Source organism: Corynebacterium gottingense (genome assembly GCF_002285125.1).
Lineage (GTDB): Bacteria > Actinomycetota > Actinomycetes > Mycobacteriales > Mycobacteriaceae > Corynebacterium > Corynebacterium gottingense.
In genome coordinates this window covers 187,718-206,664 of sequence record NZ_NSGN01000002.1, presented here as the reverse complement: position 1 = coordinate 206,664, position 18,947 = coordinate 187,718, and the positions used below count along the sequence as shown (strand labels likewise).

General features: G+C 65.5%; 15 protein-coding genes and 1 pseudogene. 9 read left to right on the top strand and 7 right to left on the bottom strand.

The window, feature by feature from the left end; all coding sequences use genetic code 11:
• Positions 1 to 13 precede the first annotated feature (13 nt).
• The 3 genes from CKJ82_RS03120 (at position 14) to CKJ82_RS03110 (ending at position 4,053) form a co-directional block, all read left to right on the top strand.
• Positions 14 to 2,062 (top strand): DEAD/DEAH box helicase, encoded by a 2,049-nt coding sequence (locus CKJ82_RS03120; protein WP_095536979.1) that lies wholly within the window; start codon positions 14 to 16, stop codon positions 2,060 to 2,062.
• A 202-nt stretch (positions 2,063 to 2,264) separates the two neighbouring features.
• Complete coding sequence (locus tag CKJ82_RS03115; RefSeq protein ID WP_133063997.1) at positions 2,265 to 3,077, top strand: chymotrypsin family serine protease; 813 nt, start codon at positions 2,265 to 2,267, stop codon at positions 3,075 to 3,077.
• Between the two features lie 58 nt (positions 3,078 to 3,135).
• Positions 3,136 to 4,053, top strand: coding sequence for a trypsin-like serine protease (locus tag CKJ82_RS03110; RefSeq protein WP_095536977.1), 918 nt, complete (start codon positions 3,136 to 3,138; stop codon positions 4,051 to 4,053).
• 61 nt (positions 4,054 to 4,114) lie between these two features.
• Here the strand turns inward: CKJ82_RS03110 and CKJ82_RS03105 are convergent, their stop codons facing one another.
• Genes CKJ82_RS03105 through putP form a run of 3 tightly spaced genes read right to left on the bottom strand, consistent with a single transcriptional unit; the run spans position 4,115 to position 6,902 of the window.
• Positions 4,115 to 4,597 carry a DUF2269 domain-containing protein gene (locus CKJ82_RS03105; protein ID WP_095535086.1) on the bottom strand — a complete coding sequence of 161 codons (483 nt, stop codon included), beginning with the start codon at positions 4,595 to 4,597 and terminating at the stop codon, positions 4,115 to 4,117.
• Between the two features lie 33 nt (positions 4,598 to 4,630).
• Positions 4,631 to 5,290, bottom strand: a complete 660-nt coding sequence (locus CKJ82_RS03100; RefSeq protein WP_095536976.1) for a GmrSD restriction endonuclease domain-containing protein — start codon at positions 5,288 to 5,290, stop codon at positions 4,631 to 4,633.
• A gap of 49 nt (positions 5,291 to 5,339) precedes the next feature.
• The gene (gene putP / locus CKJ82_RS03095; RefSeq protein WP_205691354.1) at positions 5,340 to 6,902 is read right to left on the bottom strand and encodes a sodium/proline symporter PutP; all 1,563 of its coding nucleotides are present in this window, start codon (positions 6,900 to 6,902) and stop codon (positions 5,340 to 5,342) included.
• Between the two features lie 155 nt (positions 6,903 to 7,057).
• On the opposite strand from putP, the gene CKJ82_RS03090 reads away from it, so the two are divergent.
• The 6 genes from CKJ82_RS03090 (at position 7,058) to CKJ82_RS03065 (ending at position 15,867) form a co-directional block, all read left to right on the top strand.
• Positions 7,058 to 10,171, top strand: coding sequence for a DEAD/DEAH box helicase (locus CKJ82_RS03090; protein WP_095536974.1), 3,114 nt, complete (start codon positions 7,058 to 7,060; stop codon positions 10,169 to 10,171).
• Entirely contained in the window at positions 10,172 to 10,993 is an 822-nt protein-coding gene (locus CKJ82_RS03085; protein ID WP_095536973.1) for an SWIM zinc finger family protein, read from the top strand.
• 84 nt (positions 10,994 to 11,077) lie between these two features.
• On the top strand, positions 11,078 to 12,265 hold the full coding sequence (locus CKJ82_RS03080) for a metallophosphoesterase family protein (RefSeq protein WP_095536972.1): 1,188 nt from the start codon (positions 11,078 to 11,080) through the stop codon (positions 12,263 to 12,265).
• 3 nt (positions 12,266 to 12,268) lie between these two features.
• Entirely contained in the window at positions 12,269 to 14,938 is a 2,670-nt protein-coding gene (locus tag CKJ82_RS03075) for an AAA family ATPase (RefSeq protein ID WP_095536971.1), read from the top strand.
• Positions 14,939 to 15,017: 79 nt separating this feature from the next.
• Positions 15,018 to 15,542, top strand: coding sequence for a MarR family winged helix-turn-helix transcriptional regulator (locus CKJ82_RS03070; protein ID WP_095275937.1), 525 nt, complete (start codon positions 15,018 to 15,020; stop codon positions 15,540 to 15,542).
• A gap of 106 nt (positions 15,543 to 15,648) precedes the next feature.
• Entirely contained in the window at positions 15,649 to 15,867 is a 219-nt protein-coding gene (locus tag CKJ82_RS03065; protein ID WP_095536970.1) for a PspC domain-containing protein, read from the top strand.
• Between the two features lie 85 nt (positions 15,868 to 15,952).
• Here CKJ82_RS03065 and CKJ82_RS11975 read toward each other — a convergent pair whose 3' ends face one another.
• From CKJ82_RS11975 to CKJ82_RS11745, 4 genes and pseudogenes are all read right to left on the bottom strand, one after another.
• Positions 15,953 to 16,888, bottom strand: coding sequence for a hypothetical protein (locus tag CKJ82_RS11975; protein WP_240510655.1), 936 nt, complete (start codon positions 16,886 to 16,888; stop codon positions 15,953 to 15,955).
• A gap of 1,117 nt (positions 16,889 to 18,005) precedes the next feature.
• Positions 18,006 to 18,095: pseudogene (locus tag CKJ82_RS12080) on the bottom strand (hypothetical protein); the annotation flags it as partial.
• A gap of 74 nt (positions 18,096 to 18,169) precedes the next feature.
• Positions 18,170 to 18,523: a Shedu anti-phage system protein SduA domain-containing protein gene (locus tag CKJ82_RS03050; RefSeq protein WP_095535077.1), complete on the bottom strand. Its 354-nt coding sequence runs from the start codon at positions 18,521 to 18,523 to the stop codon at positions 18,170 to 18,172.
• A 20-nt stretch (positions 18,524 to 18,543) separates the two neighbouring features.
• Positions 18,544 to 18,906: a hypothetical protein gene (locus tag CKJ82_RS11745; RefSeq protein WP_165765362.1), complete on the bottom strand. Its 363-nt coding sequence runs from the start codon at positions 18,904 to 18,906 to the stop codon at positions 18,544 to 18,546.
• Between the last annotated feature and the right edge of the window lie 41 nt (positions 18,907 to 18,947).

Here is an 18,947-nt window from a genome sequence, read left to right as displayed (position 1 = left end):
CGCTGGTGAAGCAATGAGCAATTCCGAAAACGCGACCGGCAGCGAAAATGGGCCGGATATGAACTTGTCGGAAACTCAGAACACCCCGCAGGATGTCGCAGCGGACGCAGTTGAGCCTGCCGCTGCAGAAGACACCAGGGATGCGGGTTCCTCTGAGCACACCGGCGCTTCTGTGCAGAAGACTGCAGAAGCCACCGAGAACGTAAATACTGAAGCAACCGAAGCAACGACGCCGAACGAGTCCAGCGAGGAGAATGCAGAGCCGGAAAACGGCTTCACCACGCTGAGCCTGCCGGACAACGTGATCGCGGCAGTGAAGAAGGTCGGCTTTGAAAAGCCGTCCGCAATCCAGGCGGAGACGATTCCGCTGCTGATGCAGGGCCGCGACGTCGTCGGCCTGGCGCAGACCGGTACGGGCAAGACCGCGGCGTTCGCGCTGCCGATCCTGAGCCGCATCGACACGAGCAAGCGGTACCCGCAGGCACTCATCCTCGCGCCGACGCGTGAGTTGGCGCTGCAGGTGTCCGATTCCTTCCAGTCCTTCGCCGACCACCTGGGCGGCGTGCACATCCTGCCGATTTACGGCGGGCAGGCGTACGGCATTCAGCTGTCTGGCCTGCGCCGCGGCGCGCAGATCATCGTGGGCACCCCGGGCCGCGTCATCGACCACCTGGAGAAGGGCTCGCTGGACATCTCCAGCCTGCGCTTCCTGGTGCTGGACGAGGCCGACGAGATGCTCAACATGGGCTTCCAGGAGGACGTCGAGCGCATCCTGGAGGACACGCCGGACGAGAAACAGGTGGCCCTGTTCTCCGCGACAATGCCGAAGGCGATCCGCCGGATTTCCCGCGACTACCTCAACGACCCCGAAGAGGTCACCGTCAAGTCGGAGACCCGAACGAACACCAACATCACGCAGCGCTACCTGTTCACGGCGCACCGCAACAAGCTCGACGCGATCACCCGCATCCTTGAGGTGACCGAGTTTGAGGCGATGATCGTCTTCGTCCGCACGAAGAACGAGACCGAGGAGCTGGCCGAGAAGCTGCGCGCCCGCGGATTCTCCGCCGCCGCCATCAACGGCGACATTGCGCAGCAGCAGCGCGAGCGCACGGTGGATCAACTGCGCGACGGCCGCCTGGACATCCTTGTGGCCACCGACGTCGCCGCCCGCGGCCTCGACGTCGAGCGCATCTCGCACGTGCTCAACTTTGACATCCCGAACGATACCGAGTCGTACGTCCACCGCATCGGCCGCACCGGCCGCGCGGGTCGGTCCGGCGAGGCGATCCTCTTTGTCACCCCGCGCGAGCGTCGCATGCTGCGCTCCATCGAGCGCGTGACCAACGCGAAGATCGAAGAGATGGACCTGCCCACCGTGGACGAGGTCAACGAGAGCCGCAAGGCGAAGTTCATGGACTCCATCACCGAATCCCTCGAGGCGTCCGACCTGCAGATCTTCAAATCCATGGTGCGCGAGTACTCGGCGGCGAACAACGTGCCGATGGATGACATCGCCGCAGCGCTCGCCACGCAGGCGCTTGCGGGCGACGAGTTCCTCATGAAGGAGCCGCCGAAGGACAAGCGCGACCGGCGCGATCGCGACCGTTGGGATCGCGACGACCGTGGTGGGCGCGGCCGTCGCGGACGTGACGACCGTGACGATCGCGGGCGCGGCAAGCGCCGCCACAACGACAGCGAGAACTTTGACACCTACCGTCTGGATGTGGGCAAGCGCCAGCACGTCCGGCCGGGTGCCATCGTCGGCGCGCTGGCGAACGAGGGTGGCCTCAATTCCAAGGACTTCGGCCGCATCACCATCGGTGGAGACTTCACCCTGGTGGAGCTGCCGAAGCAGCTGGACAAGAAGGTCCTGGACCGGCTCTCCGACACCCGGATTTCCGGTCAGCTGATTAACATCCAGCGCGATCACGGCGCACCCCCGCGCGACCGAGGCGGTCGCGGGCGCCGCGGTGGCTTCGGCGACCACAAGGATCGCCGGGACAAGTTCCGCGGCGATCGCCGCGACAGGGGCGGGCGCGGTAAGCGTCACTGGGATTAGGCCCTTGCTGCGGAAACGGGGCCGGTGAGCACAGCGCTCGCCGGCCCCGTTGCGCTTTCCGGGGTGGTTTCAATGCAGGCCACACCCGCACAGTAGAGTGAGATGGACTTCACTGCCTCCACTGCGAAAGGGTGCCATGTTCGGACTTCACCGGGGAACGCATCGCGCGCTGACAGGACTGTCAGCGCCGTCAGGAAGCCGGGTGGCGCGAGCCGTTGTGGGGTGCGTGCTCGGGGCGATGGCGGTGGCGTCGATAAGCGTGCAGCCCGCCGCTGCCCAGCCGGTGGTGGCGCAGGGCTCCGTGGTGGTCGTTGAGGGCGGGGGAAAGTGCACGGTGGGCTTCAGCGATCCCGCGCACCAACGCAGCCTGATCGCGGCGCACTGCGGGCGCGAGGGCGGCAGGGTGGCCATCGTGGACCCCGCGACCGGCGCGTCGAGCGGCCTCGTCGGAACGTTCTTCCGCTCGAAGGCGTTCGACTCGCGCCTGGGCAATGACTGGGCGGCGATCCAGTGGGACCCGGGCGTGGCGATCGGGGGAAATGGGTACTCGGGTAACGGCTGGGTGCACCCGAACGACATCGCGCTCGGCGAGCCGGTGTGCTACCACGGCAACACCAGCCACGGCGGCGGGGGCGAGACCTGCGGAAAGTTCGCGGGTTCGGTGGGGAACACGTTCTTTGTGGATGCCCCGCTCACCCGCGCCGGCGACTCCGGCGGGCCCGTGTGGGTGCCGGGGCGCGGCTTCGTCGGCGTGATTTCCAGCCAGTGGGCGGCTCGCCAGCTCCCCGTGGTCGGTGGCGCCAACTTCGTCGTTGGCGTTGTGCCAAGCGACGGCCCGGCGGTGTCGCAAACGCAGCTGATGGGGCTGTACATGGAGAACCTGGCTGCCCCGGTGTCGCGCGGCGGGTCCTCGGTCGGTCCGGCGGGGGAGCTGCTCCGCCGGGCGGTCAGTACTGTGTTTGGGGTATTTTCCCGCTTCGGCCTGCCGGAACCGGCCTCTGTGCACTACACTTAGGAGATATTCGGGCGAATTGCAGTTCGCTTCCAGTTTTCTCCAATGCTAGGTGGACCCCATGTCTTCTTCCCGTTCCCTGCTCGCCGCCGCGCTCCTCACCTCAACCCTGCTCGTGCCCGCCCCGGCAGGGGCCGCGCAGCTCGACTCGCCCGTTCAGGGCATGGCCATCGGGACGAGCATCGGGTGGTGCACCCTGGGCTACAACGACAAGGACCAGCACATCAGCTACACCGCCGCGCACTGCGGCAAGGAGGGTGACCGCGTCCACCTCGTGGACCGCGTCACCGGGAAGCAGTCCAAGGACATGGGCACGTTCCGGCCGTCGACCAAGTACGACGGGGCCTTCTCTAACGACTGGGGCTATATCGAGTGGGACCGCGACGTGCGCTTGGGCGACAACGTCTACTCAGGGGATACGATCGTGGCTCCGTCCGCGGTAAAGCGCGGGGCGAAGGTGTGCTACCACGGCGAAACGTCGCACCTGGGCACCGATGAAATCAGCTGCGGCACCTTCTACCGCGCGGTGAACGAGAGTTTCACGCTGCGCGGGTCTACGTGGCAGCAGGGCGATTCCGGTGGCCCGATCTGGGTGGAGGGCCAGGGCTTCTTGGGCGTGACATCGGTCGGCCCGGCGGACTCGAACAGCGTCGGCGAGGCCTGGCTTGGCCCGGTGCACGTGAAGGGGAAGCCGATGGGATGGGGAGCAGCGCCTCGCGACGGCCGCGCGATCACCTCCGAGCAGGCCAGCCGAGAGTTCTTCGCCGCCGCCGGCCTGGACGAGGCCGGGCTGTACGACGGCGTCATTGATAAGAGCACTGCCGGTTCGTCCGGATCCTCGGAGAACGGGTCTAGTGCTGAGTCCGGCGCTGCGTCCAGCTCGGAGAAGTCGCCGGGCGAGATCCTGGCCATCGTGGTGCCCATCCTCGCTGTCGTGGTGCCGCTGCTCGCCCAGCTTGCCCAGGCCTTTATGAAGTAGCCGCGCGTTCAGGGGCACGAAAAAGCCCCGCGCGAGGCGGGGCAGATGCGTTCCGGGTGGGTTAGACCGGCGCCGGCAGGAACATCAGCACGAAGGTGAGCAGCCAGAGCAGGTTGAAGATGCCGGAGCCAGCGGTGGCAGTGGCCTTGGCCTTCTCAAAGTTCGGCGCAACGTCCGAGGCGTCGCCTTCCGCAGGGGAGAGCGCGCCGAGCGAGCCCATCATCTTGCGCTGCTGCGGGATGACCAGGAAGAACAGCAGGCCCCACGCGATCACGGACAGGATGATCGCCGTGTGCAGGAAGTAATTGGTCTTGTAGGTGCCCCAGTCGGAGGCCATGACGACCGCGCCGAGCAGCGGGACCAGGACGGAGAGCATGCCGTAGGTGGTCGTCACCTTGTGCAGGACGGATGCGCGGCCGGTTGCTTCCTCGCCGCCGTTGCGCGATTCTGCGGCTTGCTTGGGGAACATGGACGTAGAGACAACGACGGGGCCGAGCAGAATGATCGCGGCCACGACGTGCAGGGCGGTGAAAAAGGTAACCATGGTGACTTACTGTAATGGACACGTGCACGATCGTCACAGTTCGCGGCCAGCGTTTTGCACATGGACTTGGGAGCCATTCAGCGAGCGGGCGCCGGCGAGGCCGGAAAACCCTGCACATGAGCGTCGCATAGCGCGCACATCCTCGGCGGGAAGCGCGAGGTGATACGCCTGCGCCACGTCCGCGAGCCGGTGCGAGTACGCGCACCGCTTCCTCCGTGCGGGCGGCATCCACTCGCTGGGCAGCTGGTCCGACTTCTCCTGGTTCGCCGTGGCGGACACGACGACGAGGTTGCGCGGGTCGTTGGCAAAGGCGATGCGCGTGCGCCGCGGCCACGCGTGCGCGCCGAGATCCCACGCGGCGGACAGCGGGATGAGGTGGTCGAGTTCGACGTCCGCGGGAGTGATCGCGGTGCCCGTGTAGGGGTCGTCGATCGGCGCGGCGCCCCAGCTCGTGTGCGGGGTCGAGCAGCTTATCGACGCCACACCATCCCCGCCGAACGCCACCGCCAACGCCTCCGTGCGGGTGGTGCACCCGTTGCCGGTGTCCGCCCAGCCCTGCCCGAACTCCTCGCGCGAGTAGCCGAGCACGGTGGCCCGCGGCGGCCCGGAACCGGCCGCAATGTGCGAGCGCGGGGTGGGAAACGGGGCGATGAACAGTGTGGCAACGGTGAGGAGGGCAAGGTAATAGCGCATACCTTGTTAGACGCGCGCGGGGCGGCACCGGTTCCCACCGCCGCGGAAATTATTTCGCGCGCTGCGTGGCGCCGAGCGCGTCCTCGAACGTGGCCTCGGGGTGGCGCACGGCGTACTCGGTGACGGCGATGGCCTGGTCGAACTCAGACTCCACGCCCGGCTTCGGCTTCGTGGCCAGCGAGACGATCACCATCGCTGCGGTGGCGAGGATGACGCCCGGGACGATCTCGTAGATGGTGTCGGCGAGCACCTCAGTCGAGCCCCACACGAACACGGTGACGGCGCCGACGATCATGCCGGCGATCGCGCCGGGCGCGGTGAGGCGGCGCCAGTAGAGAGACGCGAAAACAACCGGCCCGAAGGCCGCACCGAACCCGGCCCACGCGAATCCGACGAGGCCGAGGATGGTGTCGGAGGGGCGGGCGGCCATGATCATGGCGACGATGGCAATGAGGACGACCATGGTGCGCGACGCGACGAGCAGCGTGGTGTGGCTGGGATCCTTGCGGAAGATGCGGAACAGGTCTTCCACCAGCGCTGACGAAGTGATGAGCAGCTGCGAGGACATGGTGGACATGATGGCGGCCAGCACGGCCGTGAGCACCAAGCCGGCGAGCAGCGGGTGGAAAAGGATGCGGGCGAGGTCCAAGAAGACGGTCTCGTAGCCGGACTGGTCCGTCACCGAGTGCGTGGTTTGGGAGAAGAACATGGTGCCCACCATTGCGGTGAAGACCGCGCCGGCGTAGCAGATGGCCACCCAGATCATGCCCGTGCGGCGCGCCGATGTCGCCTGCGCGGGGGACTTCAGCGCCATGAATCGGGTGACAATGTGGGGCTGGCCGAAGTAGCCGAGGCCCCAGGCGATGTTGCCGATGATGGTCGCGGCGGACACCCCGGCGACCAGGTTGAAGTAGTCGGGGTTGCCCTCCGGCCACGGGCCGTAGGCATGGTCCGTGGCGTAGGAGAAGATCTCGCCCGGGTTGTCCACGGCGACCAGCGCAATAATGGGCACGGCCAGCAGGGCGAGGAACATGAGTCCGCCCTGGACCACGTCGGTGTAGGAAACCGCAAGGAACCCGCCGATGAAGGTGTAGAGGACCGTGATCGAGCCGACGATGAGCATGCCGACCAGGTAGTTGCCGCCGAAGGTGGACTCGTAGTAGCGCCCGCCCGAGACCATGCCGGAGGAGACGTAGAAGGTGAAAAAGAAGATGATGATCACGGCCGCGACGATGCGCAGGACGCGCGAGGTGTCGCGGGTGCGATTTTCAAAGAAGCTGGGCAGCGTGATCGAGTTGTTGGATACTTCGGAGTAGGCGCGCAGGCGCGGCGCGACCCACTTCCAGTTGGCCCACGAGCCCAGGAACAGGCCGATGACAATCCAGAGCTCGCTCATGCCGGAGACAAAGAGCGCGCCGGGAAGTCCCATGAGCAGCCAGCCGGACATATCTGACGCGCCTGCGGAAAGTCCGGCAACGAAGGGGTTGAGTCCGCGGTCGCCGAGGACATAGTCGTCGTACTTCTGCGTCTGGAGCCACGAGTAGAACCCGATTGCTACCATGACACCGAAGTAGATCACAATGGCCATGACGAGCCAGAAACTCTCAGTCACGTGCATCTCCTTGGGGGTAACTAGGTAATGAGTTGGAAAAAGCGTAACGCAGCACAGATGTGCAATGTGGGGGATTGGACGAAACGTGTGGTCGTCCGCGCCGGCGAGCGAACCTGCGAGCCCGGAAAATTCCTCGGAGTGGTATAAGGGTGGGTATGCCTGAATACCTGCTCCACGGACTTTGGCTGCCGGAGTCCGGGCTCAATATTTGGATTGAGCAGGTCTCTGGCCACAGAGTTGTCACGATTGATGCCGTCCGCGACGGGACATTCCCGTCACACGTGCAATCGTTGCTGAGCAAGAACCACTTTCGCGGCCGCCAGCGGTTGCAGCTGCAAACGCCGAAGGGCAAAGAGGCGATTCTGCGCGCACCGACGGCGACGTTTTCCCCGAGCACCGCAATCGAGTTCCTCGCCGCGCTGGCGCATCTGGACGAAAGCTCGATGCTCAGCACCGGGGCGCAGCGCGAGACGATCGCCCCGGACCTGCGCTGGCTGGTCCGCGCGTACTTGGGGCTGAACCAATTCGTGCGCGCGGGCCGGGTGACCATCCACGTGCCCCGGCGCGACGGGAACTGGTATGCGCAGTGGCAGCTGGGTACCGGGGTGCAGGAGCGCGGCTGGTTGGCGGAGATGATCGCCGCCGCCCCCGGCGTGCTCTCACTGAACAACCCCAACCTGAGCGAGGATCTCGCGCAGACCCTGACGCACTGGATCGCCACAGCGCGGCTGCAGTCGGTGGGCGTGCCGTCGAGAGTCCGGCCCTACCCGTGGCACGACTTCGTGGCGTCGCTGGTCTTTGGCACCCCGCTGCGCCGCGGGAACGCGTCGCTGGTGCAGCAGATCAACGAGTGGGGCGGGTCCATTACTGCGGTGAACCTGCAGCTGGTGTTCCTCGTGGAGGCCCCCGAGGACGAGCCGGAGGACGCCGAGGCCGCGGAGGATGCGGAGGACCTGCAGTGGCCCGTGCGTGTGCAGGTGCGCGCCGGGACGGACGCCCCGCGGCCCGCGCGCCTGTCCGACTTCGATGCCCAGACCGCGCAGACGCTGCGCGAGTCCATCGAGGCGGCGATCGACGTCACGGAGTTGGTGGACTCCCGCCGGCACCCGCGCCAGGGGTCGGCGATCCGAGACCGGAATCGGGGCGACTGGGATAGCTTCCTCTCCACCGAGGAGATTGTCCGGTTCGTGGAGACAGAGGCGTCGAAGCTGCGCCAAGCCGGATTTGCTGTCATGCTGCCCAAGGCGTGGTCCACGGCGGAGACCTCGGCGAAGCTGCACGTGACCCGCCCGGAAAACCCGTACGATTCCTCCACCGTGACCATGATGGGCTTTGACACGCTCGTCTCCTACGACTGGCGCGTCTCCCTCGGCGATATGGAGCTGACCGACGAGGAGATGGAAAAGCTGGTTCGCTCCAAGTCCGGCCTGGTCAAGCTGCGCGGCGAGTGGGTGCTTGCAGACGGCAAGGACCTGTCGCGCACCAAGCAGTACATGAAGCGGCTGCAGCGCAGCTCGGCCGACAAGGCGCGCCTGGAGGCGGAAGCCGCTGAGACGCGCGCCAAGCTGGCCGAGGCCGCCGGTTCGGACGACGCCGCGGAGCTGCGCAAGCTGGCGGACGAGGCCCGCGCGCGCTACGAGGAGCTCGCTGACGACGAGACCAAGGGGCAGGTGTCCGCCGCCGAGCTGCGCCAACTCGCGCTCGAGACGGCGACGGAATCGCCCGTGGAATTCTCCGGCTCGACGTGGTTTACCTCGCTCGTCGGCGGCCAGGACCGGCCCGCCCCAGAGCGCGTGGACATCCCCGAGGCAGTGCACGCGGAGCTGCGCGAATACCAGCGTCGCGGCGTGGACTGGCTCTATTACATGTCGCGCAACAACCTCGGGGCAGTGCTTGCCGACGACATGGGGCTGGGCAAGACGCTGCAGCTCCTCGCCCTGCTCGCGGTCGAGGAGGCGGCGGGCCGCCGCACCGGGCCGACGCTGGTGGTTGCACCGACCTCGGTCGTGGGCAACTGGGCGCGCGAGGCCGCCCGCTTCGTCCCGGGGATGAAGGTGGTGGTCCACCACGGCGCGAACCGGTCCAAGGGCGACGAGCTGTTTGCCAAGGCAGACGAGGCGGATCTGGTGATTACCTCCTACGGCGTGGTCGGGCGAGACTTCACGGATTTGGCCCGGGTGCAGTGGGATCACGTGGTGTGCGATGAGGCCCAGGCGATTAAGAATTCGGGGACGCAGGCGTCGAAAAGCGTGCGGGCGATCCCCGTGCGACACCGCATTGCGCTGACGGGTACCCCGATTGAAAATAAGCTGTCCGAGCTGCGCAGCCTGCTGGACTTTGTGAACCCGGGGATGCTGGGCTCGCAGGCGTTTTTCCGCAACCACTTTGCCAAGGCGATCGAGTCGCGGCGCGACGAAGGTCTGGCCGATGAGATGGGCGAGCGGCTGCAGCGGCTCACGGCGCCGTTTATCCTCCGGCGCGTGAAGACGGACGCCGCGATTATCGACGACCTGCCGGAAAAGCGCGAGCACGTCGTCGCCGTGGAGATGACGCAGGAGCAAGCGGCCCTGTACACGGCGCTGGTGAACGAGATGAAGCAGCAGCTTGAGCAGCGCAAAGGGATGGCGCGCCGCGGGCTGGTGCTGGCCACGATCACGCGCATCAAGCAGATCTGCAACCACCCGGCCCACTTTCTCGGCGACGGCTCGCCGGTGACCATCCGGGGCGCACACCGCTCGGGCAAGGTAACCAAGCTCATGGAGCTCCTGCACCAAGCGGTGGAGCGCGACGAGCGCGTCCTGATCTTCACCCAATACAAGGCGTTCGGCGACTTACTGCAGCCGTACCTGTCGGACCAGCTGGGCGAACAGGTGCCGTTCCTGCACGGCGGGGTGGGCAAGAGCGCCCGCGACGCGATGGTGGAACAGTTCCAGCGCGACGACGGGCCGCGGGCGATGCTGCTCAGCCTGAAGGCCGGCGGTACCGGGCTGAACCTCACCGCCGCCTCCGTGGTGATTCACATGGACAGGTGGTGGAACCCGGCGGTGGAGAACCAGGCGACGGACCGCGCGTTCCGCATCGGGCAGCGCCGGGACGTGACCGTGTACAAAATGATCACCAAGGGCACGATGGAGGAGTCCATTCAGGACGTCCTGGACGGCAAGATGCACCTGGCCGGCGCGGTGGTCGGCGAGGGCGAGGGGTGGATCACGGAGCTGGACACCGAGGATCTGGCCCGCCTGATCAGCTTCCGAGGGAGGACCGAGTAAGTGGCAGAGAAGAAACGTCCGAGCGAGGACAACGTCATCTACGCCAACTTTGGCGAGCGCCGGCGCGTCTCGTCCGCGGAGGAGACCGGCGAAAAGGTGCTGTCCGCGCGCGCTGTATCTACGATGTCGGCGCCCGCGCAGCGCGTGGTCAACGCGGCGCTCCGCAAGACGGACCTGGGCCGGGCGAACCGCGGGCGCGACTACGCTTCCAAGGGCCACGTGGTGAACCTGGAGTTCAACAACGCGCGGATCAACGCCTCCGTGGTAGGCAGCCAAAACTACCCGTTCGAGGTCTCGATGATGCTGCCGTTCCGCGCGCCACGCGAGGTGCGCGTTGCGGTCGGCGAGCTGGCGCGCAACCCGGGAGCGCTCGAGCGCGCGATGCAAGGCGACTTCCCGGACACAGTGCTCGACGTGATGCTTTTCTCCAGCCCAAACGAGGTGTATTTCTCCTGCACGTGCCCGGACAGCGCGTCCGTGTGCAAGCACGCGGTGGCGCTGGCCCAGGTGGCGGCGTCGCGCGTGCACACCACGCCGTCGCTGGTGTTTACGCTGCGCGACCTGAGCATGGCGTCGGTGGAGCAGGCGGTGCGCGAGGAGGCGACGTCCATCGCGCGGGAGAACACCGAGCCGGGATCCAAGTACTTCTGGGCTGGGCGGGACCTGCCGCCGCTGCCGCACCCGAAGGTGGCCCCGATGATTGATGATTCGGACACGGGGCTGCTGCACCGGGCGATGCAGACGGTGTCTTTTACCAACATCGATCAGCTGCGCGCGGTCTCTGACATCACCGAGCTGTACGATGACCTCACCACCGATTAAACTGCCTGCTCAGCATGGTGTTTTGGAATGTATATTCTATGCTGGTAGGGCGGGTGTCCGGTCGGCCTGGTAGTTGTGTAAAGCATGACGCACACAACATTTATCCATAGCTCCGATTTGCAGATCGGTATGACCCGAAAGTTCTTAAGCCCCGAGGCCCAGGCTCGTTTTGACGAATCTCGGGAGCGCTCCATCGACGCGCTGGGGAACCTGGCGCGCGACCGCGGCGCAGAGTTTATTGTGATTGCCGGCGATGTCTTCGAACATAATTCGCTGGAGGAACGCACGCTTGGCCGCGCGCTCGAGGCGCTGCGCCGCCTGCCGGTCCCGGTCTTCTTACTCCCTGGCAACCACGATCCGCTCGTTGCGGATTCAATTTTTAGCCGCACGGAGGACATCGACAACGTCACCGTCCTTTCATCCTCGGAGCCGGTAGAGGCGGTCGACGGGGTCGACATTGTCGGCGCGCCGCTGCTGACCAAATACCCCTCGGACGACCTGTGCGCGCAGGCGGTCCGCGCCCTCGAGCCTTCGGACCGGGTCCGCATCCTCGTCGGCCATGGCCAGGTGGAGGGCTTTGGCACGGATGATGACGAAGCCTTGATCCACCTCGACCCCCTCGAAGATGCTCTCTCGCGCGGAGTGATTGATTACGTCGCCCTGGGTGACTCGCACTCGACGGCTTCGCTGGGCTCCTCCGGCAAGGTGTGGTTCTCCGGAGCCCCGGAAACCACAGACTACGCGGAGCGCTCGGGCACTTCGGGCCCCGCGGGCTCCTCGGGATTCTCGGGCGCTGTGGCTGGCGGCGAATCCGACTCCGGCAACGCCCTGGTGGTCACGGTGACCAAGGACGGCGGTGCCTCCGAGGTGTCCGTGGACAAGGTACGCACCGGGATTTGGACGTTCGACGCGCTCGGCTGGGAGGTGACCGACGCCGACGACGTGGCCGAGGTCATCGACCAGCTGCGGGCGTACCCCGACAAGGACCGCACGGTGATTAAGTACGCGCTCACCGGAACGTTGGGGCTCGAAGCGACCCGCACGTTGGAGCGCGAACTGGCAGCGCTCGAGCCGGTGTTCGCCGCGTTGTACGAGCGGGACCGGCTCATGGACTTGCACCTCGAGCCGGGGGAGGAAGAGCTGGACAACCTCCCGCTGACCGGATACGCCAGCCAGGCGATGCACCAGCTTGTCGGCGAGGCCGCGCAGGGCGATCCGACCGCGCGCGACGCCGTCAACCTGCTGTTCCGATTCTCCCAGGAGGCGAAGTAGCCAATGCGAATTCACTCCCTGACAATTAAGCACTTCCGCGCCATCGACCACCTGAAGCTGGAGAACCTGCCCGATACGGGCGTGGTGATCGTCCACGGGCCGAACGAGGCGGGCAAGTCGACCATCCTGGACGCGCTCGACCTGGTGCTGCGCGAGCGCTATACCGCCGGCGGCAACAAGGTGGAAAAGTATGCGCCCGTGGGCAAGGATGTGGGGCCCGAGGTCTGGCTCGACGCCACCGTGGGCGAAGTGTCCTTTGTGGTGCACAAGCGCTGGGTGAAGTCGAAGAAGGCGGAGTTGACCGTCCGCGCGCCGCGCCGGGAAAACTTCTCCGGCAGGAAGGCCGACGACGAGCTGTTCCGAATCCTGGACGAGCACCTGGACCGCTCGCTTATGGACACGCTCTTCCTCCGCCAGGGAGACCTGGACCCAGCCGTTGCGGCCGCGGGCGTGCCCTCGATCACCAGGGCGCTCGACGGCAGCGGCGAGCAGGGCGACTCCGCCACCGAGGACACGAAGCTCATGCAGGCCGTGGAGGAGGAGTACGCCAAGTACTGGTCCAACAGCACGCCGCCGAAGCCGAAGAAGGCGGTGAAGCAGCTGGAAAAGGACGTGGAGGCCGCTGCGGAATCGCGCGATGCGTGCGTCGCCGAAGTGGAGCGCCTCAGCGCGTTTGTGGACGAGGTGTCGCGCCGCGAGGAGGAGATCGCCCAGGTCGACGCGGAGCTCCCGGGGGCGCAGGCCGACCTGGCCGAGCGCGAAGAGGACGCGACCAAGGCGAAGGAACTCGCCGAAAAGGTGGCGGACGCGCAGAAGAAGTACACGCAGGCGGCAATTGAGGTGCAGCGCGCCGAGAAGGACCTGGCCGGGCGTGCCGCGCTGGCCGAGCGCGTCGATACCCTGCGCACGGAGCACGCCGAGCTGGAACGATCCCTCGAGCCGGCACGAACCGCGAGCGAGGAGGAAGCCGCCAAGCTGGAGCAGCTTCGCACCGCCTCCGCGTCGGCTCGCGAAGCGCTCGTCGGCGCCCGGGCCGCGGTGAAGGAGGCGGAGCAGCGCCGCGACGTCGTCCGCGCGACGCACCGCTTCGAGACGCTCAAGGCGCACCTCGCGCGCGTTGACGAGGTGGAGCAGGCATACAAGGAACTGCTGGAGCAGGCGCCGAGCAAGGAGATCACGGAGAAAGCGGTGCGCGCTGCGGAGGCGGCAGAAAACGAGGTGGCGCTGCAGCGGAAGCTCCGCGACGCGGCGTCGGCAAAGCTTGCCATCGCGGGCAAGCAGGGCACCATAGACGTTGATGGGCGGGAGGTGCGCGTTGACGAGGGCACCGAGGTGCAGCTTTTCGACGGCACACAGCTGGCCATCGGCGGCTACGACCTCACCTACCGCGCAGCTCAGGGGGCGAAGGACCCCCGCGAGGCGGTCCGGGACGCGGAGGAGGCGCTCGCCGGCCTGCTGGAAAACGCCGGGTGCGAGTCCGTCAACGCGATGCGCGACGCGCGCGACGCCTACAAGGCACACGAGTCCAAGGCGGAGGCCGCGCGCCGGCGGCGCGAGGACGTGCTTGCGGGCACGGACCGCGATACCCTCGTCGCGGAGCGCGACCGCCTCGTGACGGTACTGGAAGAACTGGCCGACGCGGCAGACAGCGCGAGGAGTGAGATCAGCGAGCCCGACGCGGAGGCGGCTGTGAAGGAGGCCAGCGCCGCGCTGGCGAAGGCCGAGCAGGAAGCGGACCACGCCGAGGCAGCGCTGAAGCCCTACGCGGAACAGAAGGCGGCAAAGGAACTCGCGGTGCTTGAAGCCCGCCTCGAGGCGAAGGCGAACGAGACAGCCAACGCCGACAAGGAGTTCCAGGCGGCAGAAACCGCACAGACGCAGCAGACACTCGACGAGGCGCTCGCGGCTGCGACCGCGGCGCTGCAATCGGCAAAGCAGGACGCCGACGAACTCGCCGCCGCCGCGGCCGAGGCGGACGTGGAGCTCGCCCAGACGTTGCTTGAGGGCGAGCAGTCCAGGGTTGCCAATATGCAGAAGCGGAAGCACGAGGCCACGATTCGCATCACCGAGCTGCGCGGCCGGATCGAACAGGCTGCGGGTGCCGCGGAGAGGGCGGACAAGGCCGAAGCCGTGCTGGACAAGGCGGAGACCGCGCTTGCTAAGGCGACCCGTCGCGCGGACGCGATCCGCCTGTTGCGGGAGACGCTGCACGCGCACCGCGACGCGGCGCGCGCCAAGTACACCAAGCCTTTCAGTGACGCGGTGCGCAAACGGGCCAGCATCATCTACGGCAAGGACGTCGCGTTCAATTTCGGCGACGACCTGCAGATTACGGACCGTTCCATCGGCGAGCAGACCGTGCCGCTGAGCTCCCTGTCTGGCGGCGCGAAGGAACAGCTGGCGCTGCTGACACGGTTTGCCATTGCGGACCTCGTGTCCACCGAGGGGGATTCCGCGCCGGTGCCGGTCGTGGTGGACGATGCACTCGGTGCGACCGACCCGGAGCGCCTGGCCCTGATGAACACGCTGTTTTCTCAGGTGGGGAGGACCGCGCAGGTGCTCGTGCTCACGTGCTTCCCGCAGCGCTTCGACCGCGTCGCCGCTGCGCGGACCGTCCACATCGACGAGCTCAAACAGGCCGGGAGCGCATTCGCGGGCGGGGAAGTGGACTAGCGGAAAGGAGAGGAGCGGGAGCGCCCGAACTGAATTCACTTATTTTGTTAGGGCAGTCACATCCGCTATGGTGCAGAGTATGAAACACGATGCCCGCTGGCTGAACGACGAAGAGCAGGAACTCTGGCGCCTCATGCTCGCTGCGTCGCGAAAGGTCACCCGCGTGCTGGACGACACGTTGCAGGCGGAGTCCGACCTTTCCTCGTCCGAGTTTTCGGTGCTGGTCACACTCTCGGAGGCGGAAAACCAGGCGCTCCGTTTGCGGGACCTATGCAGCGAGCTGGAGTGGGACCGCTCCAGGACCTCCCACCAGGTCACGCGGATGGCAAAGCGTGGTTTGGTGACCAAGGAGAAGAGCCCCGGAGATGCCAGGGGAGTGCTGGTGTGCCTGACATCGGAGGGCATGAGCCGCCTCGAGTCGGCCGCCCCCGAGCACGTGGAAAGTGTCCGCCGAGTGGTGTTTGACCACATGGACCCCAGCACCGTTGGCGCGCTGAAGCAGTTCTTCCAAGGAATCATGGACGTCACCAACGTCCCAGGCTACGCCGACTACCGCGGTGCGCAGCCGATGACGGAGCGCGCTCGCCCGTACAACACCCCCTAGGGGTCAAAGATCGGGGTGTATCTCCGGGGAAACCCCGTTGTCGGCCGCCTCCCAGGCACGTTTAATGGGTGGTGTACCGACAAGGATTTGAGAGAAAGGACCGATCATGACCTACCAGAGCTACAACCCCAACCAGACCCCGAAGCGCCTGACCCGCTCCATGACCAACAAGATGATCGGTGGCGTGTGCGGCGGATTCGCCGACTACTTCGACATGGACGCCACCGTCATCCGTGTGCTGGCCGTCATCCTGCTCCTGTTTGGCATATTCCCGATGTTCCTGGCCTACCTCGCCGCCTGGATCATCATGCCGGCTGAGTTCTAGCGGCAGTTTATCGGCGCCCCTGCGGCCTCGACGTATATGATCCGGCACGGCCGCCCCGGACCCCCGCCGGTCTCCCGGGGGGCCGCTATCCGTAGTTCTCGACAATGTCGACGTAGTTGCTCATCCGGTCTGGGAGTTCGGGGGTGAACCAAGCGCTCACGGTCCGGTCTTCGGGTTTTTCGCAGGTCACCGTTGCCCAGTCGCTGCCCAGACGGCAGTCAAGGTTGTACGTCTCCTTGGTGACGGGGCTTGCGACCGTGACCGCTGCATGCGGCACCTGGGTAACCTCTGAGGACGCCACGTGGGTAACAGTGAATGTGGCTTGCAGTGCGGCATCGAACATCGCGGCGGCGAATTCGCACGAGGTCGCCGAGCCTGCCTTGATCGGAATTCCGGAATCGGTTGTTCCGCAATCGCCGCCGACCTGGCCGACATTGATGTTGTGATTCCCCGCCGGAGGTGCCGGCGCAGCCTCGGGCGCGGGCTGCTCCGGCTGGGCTTCCGGGGCCGCCTCCCCGGCCGGTGGTGCCGTCTCGGCGGGCGTCGGATCCTCGTACTCAGTGACGGTCTGTTTCACCGTCACGGTTTCGGGCGAATCCTGTGCCGCATTCGGGGCGCCACATGCGCTCATGGCAAGGCCGTAAGCGAGCAGGAGCGTGCTGGCGAGTCCTCGTTTCATGCTGGTGAGTGTAACCCAGCTTTGAGTAAGGGTGCAGGACTTTGGCAGCCAGCGTTGGCGTGTGGTTGGGTGGTCTACCTCTGTGGACACGTTTGTTGTCCGGCGGCCCAGGCTCAGCGACGCCACGCCGATCAGCACCGCGCTGAACGCCAGCAAGCAGACCGCGTCGATGGCGATGCTGCTCTGCGGGAACGCGCTGTGCTCCGTCATCCCTCCGAAGGCCCACAGTGAGCCTTCGACCTCAACGCCGAGCCACGCCACGCACACTCCGACCGTAATCAGCACCTGCACGAATGAGAGCAGCGCGAACGCCAACACATATCCGGCGGATGAATGAGCCACGCGATACGGGCATGGTGAGTGTGCGCTCGAGTGTGCCTCGTCGGCGTTCGCGTAGCGTCGTGATGGACGCGACGAGGAACATCACCTGGAACGGGGACAGCGCAAAGATCGCGTGCGCGAACCCCCGAACGTTGGCGTATCAATGAGCATCCAATACGGCAGCGAAGGCACCACGAAGACCAGCATCAAGGTCCGCGGGTCCCGATGCAGCTGCGTGAGCACTCGCTTAGCGACGGCTAACGTCACCCTCATCGTCCCATCACCGCTCAAAATGCGTCTTCCATCGAATCCGCTCCGGTGCGTTCCAGTACTTCGTCGCGGGTTGCGTGCTCGACGCGTCCCTCATCCACAAAGAGCAGGTGCTCGCTACCCTCCGTCTCGTCTTCAACGACAAGGACACCCGAGCCCCTGTCACCGGATACATCGAGAGGGAGATTCTCGCTGAGGCGGAAAAATCAAGGCGCGGCACCCCGCCCCACCACCGCAAGCGCGTATGAGGCCGTCATCGACCTCTCAACGGTGCTGCTCGGCGTGCACGTGTCGCGCTAACTCCTTCGTGCTGGTCCGCACGCAGGCATGTCCGTATACGACTTCGGTGGGGTCATGGAGCGGGTGCTCAGAGGCGCGCTGGGGTGGGGACTACCCCGCTGACCCTCGCACGATGAATGTGCCGGAGGGTGATGGATTCCAGGATCACTACCGCCAATGAAGCCAGTGCGCCCCGCTTCGCCAGATACCGATACCGGCATGGCGAGAATGCAGTACAGGGGGCCAAACGCCTACGCAGGGGCCCGGCGATAACGGCAACAAAAAGAAAGAAGCCCCGAGACATAACCGGAACGATGTCTCGAGACTTCGGGGCTTTCACGAAACACCCTGACCAGTTATATCAGATCCGCGGCTACATCCCGGTTACACCGGGTTCCTCCTCCGGTTACACGACAGTAGTCAAGCAAATGCCGCGAGCAGGAACTTCGTCTTAGAACTCAAAGTCAGGAACTTCCGTCTCCGCGCCTTCTCGCTTCTCGGCAAGCTCCACATCCCACCGCGCCCGCTCGACAAGTTCGTCAAAGGTAAGCACCTCCGGTGACCTAAGGTTCGAGCGGAAACTTTCAAAGCTACGGAACTTCGCGTCAATCCGGTTTCCTTGCGAGCTACACAAGTCGCTCATGGAGCCGATCACCAAAAACGAGCGTGGCTCGACCAAATTCGCACCGTCGCCAGTGCTGCCGCCCTCGGTGTCCCTCTCGGGAATCCAGCTAGCGTGGCTCTCTTTGGCGACTAGAACCGTTTCTTGGCCTGGGCTACTGCGCCGAAGAACTCGCGGCTGATCCCGTAAACATCACTGCGGTATTGGTCCCGTGTCAGCAAAGGCGTGTCCGGGTGTTTAATCTCTGCCAGCGCCACTGAACGCAGCAGGCCGTTGGACACTAAGAAGGCGTCGGCACGTTTCCCGGAAGTGTGCAGGTTTGCTCCGCGAACTGTTTGCTCAAGTTTTCCCTCGTCCCAAGTGGTGTAGAGCCCTATCTCCGAGACCAATGCCGAGGACCCATGGGTTGGCTTCGAGAAGGTTCTGCCACGCCTTCTCATCGCCACCCGCCGCGTTTTTCGCTTCGGCAAACGCTTCGTGGTCATCGAGCCACGATTGCATAGTGTTAACGACGTCGCGATGGTTCTTCAGTTCCCTTGATCTCAGCGGCCGAGGTCTCGGCTTCTACGAGTGCCTGGAGCGCCTTAGGGTCTCGCTTGTACAGCCGCCGTTGAAGTTCGCTTTGGTCGGCGATGATGCGGTTGAGAACGTCATCGTCAACCCTGGAGGCTTTCTCGCCGTTAACGGGAATCGAATCGAGGTTGCGGGTCAGGTCGATAATTTTGTTCGAGCCTTCCCGGTTCAAGATGATCAGGTCATCAAGTTTCGGGTCGTTCGGGTCTTTTCTTCGCGCTTGAATTCGAATTTCCCGAACTACGCCCAGTTCACGAACGACATGAACCTTGATCTGGCGACGCTGTTTTCGCATCTTGCCGGAATCTCTGCCACTTCCACTGTCCTTTGAGCAGC

Coding starts and splice junctions, on each gene's coding strand:
- CKJ82_RS03080 (WP_095536972.1), top strand. CDS start 11,078: ATGACGCACACAACATTTATCCATAGCTCCGATTTGCAGATCGGTATG.
- CKJ82_RS03100 (WP_095536976.1), bottom strand. CDS start 5,290: ATGCGCTATTACCTTGCCCTCCTCACCGTTGCCACACTGTTCATCGCC.
- CKJ82_RS03075 (WP_095536971.1), top strand. CDS start 12,269: ATGCGAATTCACTCCCTGACAATTAAGCACTTCCGCGCCATCGACCAC.
- CKJ82_RS03110 (WP_095536977.1), top strand. CDS start 3,136: ATGTCTTCTTCCCGTTCCCTGCTCGCCGCCGCGCTCCTCACCTCAACC.
- CKJ82_RS03120 (WP_095536979.1), top strand. CDS start 14: ATGAGCAATTCCGAAAACGCGACCGGCAGCGAAAATGGGCCGGATATG.
- CKJ82_RS03065 (WP_095536970.1), top strand. CDS start 15,649: ATGACCTACCAGAGCTACAACCCCAACCAGACCCCGAAGCGCCTGACC.
- CKJ82_RS03050 (WP_095535077.1), bottom strand. CDS start 18,523: ATGACCACGAAGCGTTTGCCGAAGCGAAAAACGCGGCGGGTGGCGATG.
- CKJ82_RS11745 (WP_165765362.1), bottom strand. CDS start 18,906: ATGCGAAAACAGCGTCGCCAGATCAAGGTTCATGTCGTTCGTGAACTG.
- CKJ82_RS03070 (WP_095275937.1), top strand. CDS start 15,018: ATGAAACACGATGCCCGCTGGCTGAACGACGAAGAGCAGGAACTCTGG.
- CKJ82_RS03105 (WP_095535086.1), bottom strand. CDS start 4,597: ATGGTTACCTTTTTCACCGCCCTGCACGTCGTGGCCGCGATCATTCTG.
- CKJ82_RS03090 (WP_095536974.1), top strand. CDS start 7,058: ATGCCTGAATACCTGCTCCACGGACTTTGGCTGCCGGAGTCCGGGCTC.